An 8,721-nucleotide genomic window follows, 5' to 3' on the forward strand; every position below is an offset into this window, starting at 1 on the left:
CGCGCCCCCGGGAGCATCCTCTGCTCCCGGGGGCGCGGCGTGTGCGGACGGCGGTCAGCCCTGCGGCGAGGCGCTGACGCCGGCCCGCGCGCCGGTCGTCGCGGAGGACTGCGCCTTCGGGGACGTCTTCGGGGAGGCGGAGGCGGGCGCGCCCGCCGTGACGCTGGACGTGGGGGCGCCCGGGGCGCCGCTGCCGGTCGGCAGGGCGGTCGGGGACGCCTTCGCGGTCGGGGCGGCCGGGGCCGCCGGGGCGAAGGAGGCGTACTGGCCGCTGCCGGTGACGACGGCGGCCTGCGTGGTGACGGTGCCGGCCTTGTCGAAGGTGAAGGTCACCCGCGAGTAGCCGCCCTCCTGCACCGAGGCGTCGGCGATCTGCACGGAGGGCTGCCCCGGGCCGCCCAGCAGCACGGAGCCGCCGGCCGGGACGGTGATCTGCCCGACCTTGCCGCCGCCGGGGCCGGTGAGGGCCGCGGTGCCCGCGTCGCCCACGGACACCGACGTCAGCACCTCGGGAGCCGTGCCGGAGTTGCTGATGTTGACGCTCAGGGCCGCCGGCCGGGTCTCCGACTCGGCAGCGCCGCCGCCGGGCGCGGTGACCAGCACGATGTTGTTGAGCTGGAGGTCGTCCCCGAGCGAGGTCGACGCGTTGTCCGGCTTCACCTGCAGCGACTCCGCATCGTTGGAGGCGGCGCAGGAGGACAGGGGGGCGACGGCGAGGGCGACGAGAGCGGCGATGGCGCCGCGTCGAAGGCTGCGGCTCACGGCGGCGGCTTCTCCTTGGACGTGTGCAAGCAGGGCAGGACGGGCTTAGGTTACCGATCCCCTTCTTCCGGTCCTCACGGGGTGGCCCCGTGTCGCGCCGGGGCGCCCGGACGGCGCTGTGAGCCGTGACACACGGCGCGTGACGTCCGTTCGCGCCGCATGCGCCCGGAGTGCTCCTTTCCGCCCCCACCTGTGTACGCGCCGTTCACGGGCGGCGCGGCGGCCGTCGGACCCGCGCTCGCCCCGCGTCGCGCGCGGAACCGGAAGGCAAGATCCATTGAGGGTTCCGATGATGTTTCGCCGGGCTGCCGAACCGCTTCCCACCTGCGGGAAACCCTCCTCGAACAGGGGTCGCAGCACGTGACGGGCGTGGTTGTCAAGCCCCGAGACCCGCCCTGACCTGCGAAAACGCCCTTCGGATACGGCGGAACACGTGTTATTCTGGAAAACCACGGAAGGGGTATCTGTCACATGACGTTCAAGGTTGGCGACACCGTGGTCTACCCCCATCACGGGGCCGCGCTGATCGAGGCCATCGAAACCCGCCAGATCAAAGGCGTGGACAAGACCTACCTGGTGCTGAAGGTTCAGCAGGGCGACCTGACGCTCCGCGTCCCCGCGGAGAACGCGGAGTTCGTCGGCGTGCGCGACGTGGTCGGCCAGGAGGGCCTGGACCGGGTCTTCGAGGTGCTGCGTGCACCGTACACCGAGGAGCCCACCAACTGGTCCCGCCGCTACAAAGCCAATCTGGAGAAGCTCGCCTCGGGCGACGTTATCAAGGTTGCCGAGGTCGTGCGCGACCTTTGGCGCCGTGAGCGCGAGCGCGGCCTCTCCGCCGGCGAGAAGCGCATGCTGGCCAAGGCCCGCCAGATCCTGGTCAGCGAGCTGGCGCTCGCCGAGAACACCAACGAGGACAAGGCCGAGACACTCCTCGACGAGGTTCTCGCCTCCTGACACCCGGGACGGCCGACACCGGAACTGTTCCGCGCACCGCGTGGATGCGGACGTCCGCCGATACCCGCCGCCCGTCGTCTCAGCGCCCGGTCGGCGCACCCGTGCACGGCACGGGCACGCGCCGCACTGCCGGGCGCTGAGGCGTATGGCGACGCCCGGCTCCTCCTTCCACGGCACTCCGCTCACGGCCGCGTGCACCCGCAACCCGTCCGCCTCAGCCGCCGGCACCGCACCGACCCCGGACGACACACCGACCCCGGTCGACGTCCGCTGCGGCGTGGACACGGCACCGGGCGCCTGCCACCGCCTCTCCGTGCCCCGGCCCTCGCACCCCGCCGCAACCCACAGCGCCGCAATCCCGTCCGTCGACGCCCCCGCTCGGCGGCGCACGACCGGACGTGCTCCCCTGTGCCGAACGGGCCCCCACGGAAGGGGATACTCGCAGGGAGGCGAGTGGGCCCTGTCCGGCACGCCTTGGCCATACCCACATCGCCGAAGGAACGAAACCTGAACGCCGCAGCAGTGGTCCCCGCCGCCGGGCGGGGCGAACGACTGGGCCCCGGTGCCCCCAAGGCCCTGCGCGAACTCGGCGGGGTCCCCCTCCTGGTCCACGCGGTCCGGGCCCTGGCCCGCTCCCGCGCCGTCGGCCTCGTCGTGGTCGCCGCCCCGCCGGACGGCGTCGCCGCGGTGGCCGCGCTCCTGGACGACCACGGGATCCCCGGCAAGGACGTACGGGTGGTCGCCGGCGGCGCCACCCGGCAGGAGTCGGTCCGCCTCGGCCTCGCCGCCGTCCCCGAGGACGTCGACGTGGTCCTGGTGCACGACGCCGCCCGCCCGCTGGTCCCCGTCGAGGTGGTGGACGCCGTGGTGGACGCCGTGCGCGGCGGTGCCGGGGCGGTCGTCCCGGCGGTGCCGCTCGCCGACACCGTCAAGCGGGTGGCACCGGACCCCACGGGGGGCCCCGAGGCCGTCCTGGAGACCCCCGACCGCTCCTCGCTGCGCGCGGTGCAGACCCCGCAGGGGTTCCGCCGCGAGGTGCTGGCGGCCGTGCACGCGCGGGCCGCGGCCGAGGAGGCCGCGGGCGGCCCGCCGCCGGCCACCGACGACGCCGGCCTGGTCGAGCGCTTCGGCGGCCCGGTCGTGGCCGTCCCCGGCCACGAGGAGGCCTTCAAGGTCACCCGCCCCCTGGACCTCGTCCTCGCCGAGGCCGTGCTCGCCCGACGGAGGGCCACCGATGGATTCTGAGAACCCCGGCGCGCCCCTCGCCGCCGACCCCGCCGCCGCCCCCGCCGCGCCGCTGCTGCCCCGGGTCGGCATCGGCACCGACGTGCACGCCTTCGAGGACGGCCGCCCGCTGCGGGTGGCCGGACTGGACTGGCCGGACGCCGGGCCGGGCCTCGCCGGGCACTCCGACGCGGACGTCGCGGCGCACGCCGCCTGCGACGCGCTCTTCTCCGCCGCCGGGATCGGGGACCTGGGCGCGCACTTCGGCACCGACCGCCCGGAGTGGTCCGGCGCGTCGGGGACGGCGCTGCTCGCCGAGGCGGCCCGCATCGTGCGCGCCGCCGGGTTCGCGATCGGCAACATCGCCGTCCAGGTCGTGGGCGTCCGCCCCAAGATCGGCAAGCGGCGCGACGAGGCGCAGGCGGCGCTCTCCGCCGCCGCCGGCGCCCCGGTCTCCGTCTCCGGCACCACCACCGACGGCCTCGGCCTCACCGGTCGCGGCGAGGGCCTGGCGGCCGTCGCCACCGCGCTGGTGTACCCGGTCGGCCCGTAGGGGTCGGGCAGCCGGCGCGGACGGGCGGACGCGGAACGGGCGGACGCGGAACGGGCGGACGCGGAACGGGCGGGCACGGACGGCGGCCGGTCCCGCACGGGTGGGGCGGCCGTCCCGGGGCAGGAGCGGGAGCGGTCGCGCCCCCGTACGGCCGGTGCTTGGATGGCCGTGGGGGACCGACCGCAGTCCGTGAGCCGACGAGCAAGGGGTGCCGCGTGTCCGTGCAACTGTCCGACCGGGCCCGGGAACTGCTGGACGCCAGGAGCTTCGCCGTCGTCGCGACCCTGCAGCCCGACGGCAGCCCCCAGCTGTCCGTCGTGTGGGTCAAGCGCGACGGCGACGACGTGCTGTTCTCCACCGTGGAGGGCCGCCGCAAGCACCTCAACATGGCCAGGGACCCCCGGGTCTCCCTGATCGTCAACCCGCCCGAGGCCCCGTACACCTACCTCGAACTGCGCGGCGAGGCGTCCATGACCACCGAGGGCGGCCCCGGGCTGATCAACGAGCTCTCGCACAAGTACACCGGCCAGGACTACGGCAACGACGGCCCCGGCGACGTCCGCGTGGTCGTCCGCATCCGGGCCGCGAAGGCCGTCGAGCACCTCTGAGCACGTCCGGGCGCCCCCGGTGCGCCCCCGACGCGCCCCGGCGCCCGGCGCGCCGGGCACCCGCCCGCGCCCCGCGGCGCCGTACGTCGCGGGGCACCGCCGGTTTCCCACTACGCTTGACGCTGTGAGCATTCGCCTGTACGACACCAGCACCCGCCAGGTACGCGACTTCGTCCCCCTCGTGCCGGGGTGCGTCTCGATCTACCTGTGCGGCGCGACCGTGCAGGCCGCCCCGCACATCGGGCACATCCGCTCGGGGCTGAACTTCGACGTGATGCGCCGCTGGTTCGCCCACCGCGGCTACCGGGTGTCCTTCTGCCGGAACGTCACCGACATCGACGACAAGGTCATCGCGAAGGCCCGCGAGCAGGGCCGCCCCTGGTGGGAGATCTCGTACGAGAACGAGCGGGCCTTCGACGACGGGTACACCGCCCTCGGCTGCCTGCCCCCCACGGTCGAGCCGCGCGCCACCGGCCACGTCACCGAGATGGTCGAGATGATGCGCGCCCTCATCGAGCGCGGCCACGCCTACGCCGCCGAGGGCAACGTCTACTTCGACGTGCGCTCCTTCCCCGGCTACCTCTCCCTCTCCAACCAGGAGCTGGACAACCTCCGCCAGCCCGAGGGCGAGGGCGAGACCGGCAAGCGGGACCCCCGCGACTTCGCCCTGTGGAAGGCGGCCAGGCCCGGCGAGCCCAGCTGGGAGACCCCCTGGGGCCGCGGCCGGCCTGGCTGGCACCTGGAGTGCTCGGCGATGGCCCACAAGTACCTGGGCCCCGCCTTCGACATCCACGGCGGCGGCATCGACCTGATCTTCCCGCACCACGAGAACGAGATCGCCCAGTCCCGCGCCTACGGCGACGACTTCGCGAGCTTCTGGGTGCACAACGCCTGGGTCACCATGAGCGGCGAGAAGATGAGCAAGTCGCTCGGCAACTCGGTGCTGGTCTCCGAGATGGTGCAGCGGTGGCGCCCGATCGTGCTCCGCTACTACCTGGCCGCCCCCCACTACCGCTCCACCGTCGAGTACAGCGAGGAGGCGCTGCGCGAGGCCGAGGCCGCCTTCGGGCGCATCGAGGGCTTCGTGCAGCGGGTCGTCGAGCGCTGCGGCGCCGTCGAGCCCGCCGCCGAGGTGCCGCCCGCCTTCGCCGAGGCGATGGACGACGACCTCGGCGTCCCGCAGGCGCTCGCGGTCGTCCACACCACCGTCCGCCAGGGCAACTCCGCCCTCACCGCGGACGACAAGGACAGCGCGGTGGCACGTCTCGCCGAGGTCCGTGCGATGCTCGGAGTACTCGGCCTCGACCCGCTCGACCCGATGTGGGCCGGCACCGGCCGGGGCGACGACCTCCACGGCGTGGTCGACAGCCTGGTGCGCCTGGTCCTGGACCAGCGCCAGGCGGCGCGGGCCCGCAAGGACTACGCCACCGCCGACGCCATCCGCGACCAGCTGGCCCAGGCGGGCCTGGCGGTCGAGGACACGCCGTCCGGCCCGCGCTGGACGGTCAGCAGCCAGTAGCCCCCCGAGGGCGAGGGCGGGCCGCACCGCACGGTGCGGCCCGCACCTCCATGACGAACTTCGTGACGAAGAGGACAGGACGTACAGCCATGGCCGGCAACAGCCAGCGCAGGAACCGCCGCAACCCGGGGTCCAAGAAGGGCGCGAGCGTCGGTACCGGCGGCCACAGCCGGAAGGCGCTCCAGGGCAAGGGCCCCACGCCGCCCGCCGAGGCCCGCAAGGGGCACCCGAAGCAGCGCGCCGCCAACGCCGCGATCAAGCGCGAGCGCGACGCCAAGGCCCGGGCCGGCATGCGCCGGGCCGGGGCCGGGCGCGGCGGGCGCGGCGGCGCGGGCGCCGCCGAGCTCGTCGTCGGCCGCAACCCGGTCGTCGAGGCGCTGCGGGGCGGGGTCCCCGCCACCGCGCTCTACGTGATGCAGTTCATCGACACCGACGACCGGGTGCGGGAGGCCTTCCAGGAGGCCAACGACCGCGGCATCCCGCTGATGGAGGCCCCGCGCCCGCAGCTGGACCAGATGACCGGCGGCCTCAACCACCAGGGCCTGGTCCTCCAGGTCCCCCCGTACGAGTACGCGCACCCCGACGATCTGCTGGACACCGCCGCCGACGCCGGCGAGGACCCGCTGATCGTCGCCCTCGACGGCGTCACCGACCCGCGCAACCTCGGCGCCGTCGTCCGCTCCGCCGCCGCCTTCGGCGGCCACGGCGTGGTCGTGCCCGAGCGGCGCGCCGCCGGGATGACCGCCGGCGCCTGGAAGACCTCGGCCGGCGCCGCCGCCCGCCTCCAGGTCGCCCGTGCCACCAACCTCACCCGCGCCCTGGAGGCCTACCAGAAGGCCGGCGTGACGGTGGTGGGCCTGGCCGCCGACGGGGGGGCCGAGGTCGCCGACCTCGACGCGCTGTCCGGCCCGGTCGTGGTCGTGGTCGGCTCCGAGGGCAAGGGCCTGTCCCGTCTGGTCTCCGAGACCTGCGACCTCACCGTGCGCATCCCCATGCCGGGCGCGACCGAGTCGCTCAACGCCGGCGTGGCCGCCGGCATCGTGCTCTACGAGGCGGCCCGCCTGCGCGCCGCACGCTGACGGCACACCCCCGCGCCCCCTGCCGCGCCCCGGCGCGCGGCGGGGGGCGCGCCCGTGCCCGGTCCGCCGGGCGTGTTCCGGCCGGATCCGCGCCGGATGCGCTCCCGGGGGTGTCCTAATCCCGTGTCACTCGGTTAGTGGGGTGTGGACACCAGAACACCTCCCCGCTCCCAGGGGGGACGCTCCGCCGGTATAGGCGAACCGCCCGAGCTGAGCACGATCAAGGTCCCCAGCGACCCGGTGCGGATCGGCGGCTCGCACGTCAGCTTCCGGGTGCGGCTCGGGACGCCGGTCGCCTCGCTGCTCATCGACGCCCCCGCGTACACGCCCTCGTACGACCGGCCCTACGCGCCCCCGTCCTTCGCCGCCGACCCGTTCGCGGCCCCCGCCCCGGCGGGCAGGTCCCTGGCCGGCCCGTCCCACGGGGCCCCGTCCCACGAGGGCCGGTCCTACGGGGGCCGGCCCTTCGACGGCCGGTCCCTCACGGGTGACCCGGCGGTCTCCCTCACCGGAGCCGGCGCCGTCCCGCGCCGCAAGGGGCGGGTCACCGCCGTCACCTGGTCCGGGCAGGCCGGCCCCGAGGACACGGGCGCCATCCGCCTGCTCGACACCGCGCGGCTGGTCCCCCAGCCCGCGTCGGCCGAGGACGGCGAGGAGGCCGCCACCCGGGTGCTGCCCCGCATCCCGGCCGCGGGCGGCCCGTACGGCCGCAGCGTCCCCGCGCAGGGCGGCCACCGGACCCGGCCCGGCGGCCCCTCCCGGCCCGGGGCCGTCCCCGCGGCGGGCTGGGCCCCCGGCGGCGACGCGTACCGGCCGCCCGCGGAGGAGGCCTGGGCGCACGCCCCCGGCGACGTGGCCCAGCCCGGCCGGTACCCGGGACGCAAGGTCGACCTGGGCCTGGTGCTGCTGCCGCTGCGGGTCTTCCTCGGCTGCATCTCCGTGTACGCCGGCTTCAGCAAGCTGTGCGACCCCGTCTACTTCGACGGCGGCGACCGCGGCTCGATGATGCGCTGGCTCTCCTCGCTGCACCCGTGGAGCTTCGCCCGGCCCCTGCTGGACCTCGCCATGGCCCACCCGGTCGGTGCCGGGCTCGCGGTGGCGTTCGTCCAGATCGTCGTCGGCGTGCTGTCCGTGCTGGGCCTGTGGCAGCGGGCCGCGGCCGCCGCCGCCACGCTGCTCTCGGCGACGCTGCTGCTCACCGTCAGCTGGCGCACCGTCCCCGTGTACGACGCCCCCCACATCGTCTACCTGGCCGCCTGGAGCCCCCTGCTCATCGCCGGGGCGCCGTTCGGCTCGGTCGACGGCAGGCTGGCGCTGGACGCGTGGCGGCGGCTCGGCCCCGGCGCCCCCGCGCGCCGGATCCGGCAGCGGGTGCTCCGCCGCGGCGCGGTCCTCGCCACGGTGGTCGTCGGCGCCTCCCTCGTCCTGGGCTCGGTGCTCGGCGCAGCCGTGCGCACCGGCGGCGTGTCCACCACCGTCGTGCCGCAGCAGCCGGCCCCGCCCACCGACTACGGCACGCCGACCTGGCCCGCCCGGCCGGCCCCGGGGCAGACCGCCCCGCAGGTGCGCCCGCGCAGGGCGCACCCGGCGGACCGCCCGGCGGCCCGGCCGTCCGCCCGCACCCCCGCGTCCCGGCCCTCCGCGCCGCGCCGCACCGCGGGCACCGGCGTCCGGACGCCGCGCACCGCACCCGGCACCGGGAGGACGAGGGGCCAGGGCGGCGGCACCCCGAACCCGCCGAACCCGGCCGGCGGCACCGTCTCCGTCCCCGGCGTCCAGAGCCCGCCCCCGCCCCGTCCGTCCCGCACCGGCGGCGCGGTGATCGGCGGCCTCCTCGGCAGCGACGCCATCGGCGGTGTGCCGGTCCTGGGCATGCCGGGCGAGGGCGCCCCGGCGCCGTCCGGCGTCGCCTGACGCCGGCGTCCCCGGTCTGCGGCCCCCGGTCCGCGGGACGCGGCAAGCAGGACGCAGGACGCGGTGCTCGTGCGGCGGCGGCCGCACCCCCGGACCGGGGGTGCGGCC

At 76.2% G+C, this 8,721-nt stretch carries 8 protein-coding genes; 7 read left to right on the plus strand and 1 reads right to left on the minus strand.

The window, feature by feature from the left end; translation table 11 throughout:
* Window positions 1–54: 54 nt before the first annotated feature.
* Window positions 55–762, minus strand: a complete 708-nt coding sequence (locus LO771_RS29580; RefSeq protein WP_230748168.1) for a copper chaperone PCu(A)C — start codon at window positions 760–762, stop codon at window positions 55–57.
* A 471-nt stretch (window positions 763–1,233) separates the two neighbouring features.
* Here LO771_RS29580 and LO771_RS29585 point away from each other — a divergent pair, with 471 nt between their 5' ends.
* The 7 genes from LO771_RS29585 to LO771_RS31560 all read left to right on the plus strand — a co-directional run bounded on the left by LO771_RS29585 (window position 1,234) and on the right by LO771_RS31560 (window position 8,613).
* Window positions 1,234–1,716 carry a CarD family transcriptional regulator gene (locus LO771_RS29585; RefSeq protein WP_014136563.1) on the plus strand — a complete coding sequence of 161 codons (483 nt, stop codon included), beginning with the start codon at window positions 1,234–1,236 and terminating at the stop codon, window positions 1,714–1,716.
* A gap of 474 nt (window positions 1,717–2,190) precedes the next feature.
* Entirely contained in the window at window positions 2,191–2,961 is a 771-nt protein-coding gene (gene ispD / locus LO771_RS29590; protein ID WP_230748170.1) for a 2-C-methyl-D-erythritol 4-phosphate cytidylyltransferase, read from the plus strand.
* Window positions 2,951–3,493, plus strand: coding sequence for a 2-C-methyl-D-erythritol 2,4-cyclodiphosphate synthase (ispF, locus tag LO771_RS29595; RefSeq protein WP_230748172.1), 543 nt, complete (start codon window positions 2,951–2,953; stop codon window positions 3,491–3,493). Before ispD ends, ispF begins: the two co-directional genes overlap by 11 nt.
* A 215-nt stretch (window positions 3,494–3,708) precedes the next feature.
* Window positions 3,709–4,101 (plus strand): PPOX class F420-dependent oxidoreductase, encoded by a 393-nt coding sequence (locus tag LO771_RS29600; RefSeq protein WP_230748174.1) that lies wholly within the window; start codon window positions 3,709–3,711, stop codon window positions 4,099–4,101.
* A 124-nt stretch (window positions 4,102–4,225) separates the two neighbouring features.
* Window positions 4,226–5,620, plus strand: coding sequence for a cysteine--tRNA ligase (cysS, locus tag LO771_RS29605; protein WP_230748176.1), 1,395 nt, complete (start codon window positions 4,226–4,228; stop codon window positions 5,618–5,620).
* A gap of 89 nt (window positions 5,621–5,709) precedes the next feature.
* Window positions 5,710–6,699, plus strand: a complete 990-nt coding sequence (gene rlmB, locus LO771_RS29610) for a 23S rRNA (guanosine(2251)-2'-O)-methyltransferase RlmB (RefSeq protein WP_230748178.1) — start codon at window positions 5,710–5,712, stop codon at window positions 6,697–6,699.
* Between the two features lie 144 nt (window positions 6,700–6,843).
* Entirely contained in the window at window positions 6,844–8,613 is a 1,770-nt protein-coding gene (locus LO771_RS31560) for a DoxX family membrane protein (protein ID WP_230748181.1), read from the plus strand.
* Window positions 8,614–8,721 lie beyond the last annotated feature (108 nt).

The organism is Streptacidiphilus sp. ASG 303, from assembly GCF_020991365.1.
GTDB lineage: Bacteria > Actinomycetota > Actinomycetes > Streptomycetales > Streptomycetaceae > Peterkaempfera.

Coding starts and splice junctions, on each gene's coding strand:
- rlmB (WP_230748178.1), top strand. CDS start 5,710: ATGGCCGGCAACAGCCAGCGCAGGAACCGCCGCAACCCGGGGTCCAAG.
- LO771_RS29585 (WP_014136563.1), top strand. CDS start 1,234: ATGACGTTCAAGGTTGGCGACACCGTGGTCTACCCCCATCACGGGGCC.
- ispF (WP_230748172.1), top strand. CDS start 2,951: ATGGATTCTGAGAACCCCGGCGCGCCCCTCGCCGCCGACCCCGCCGCC.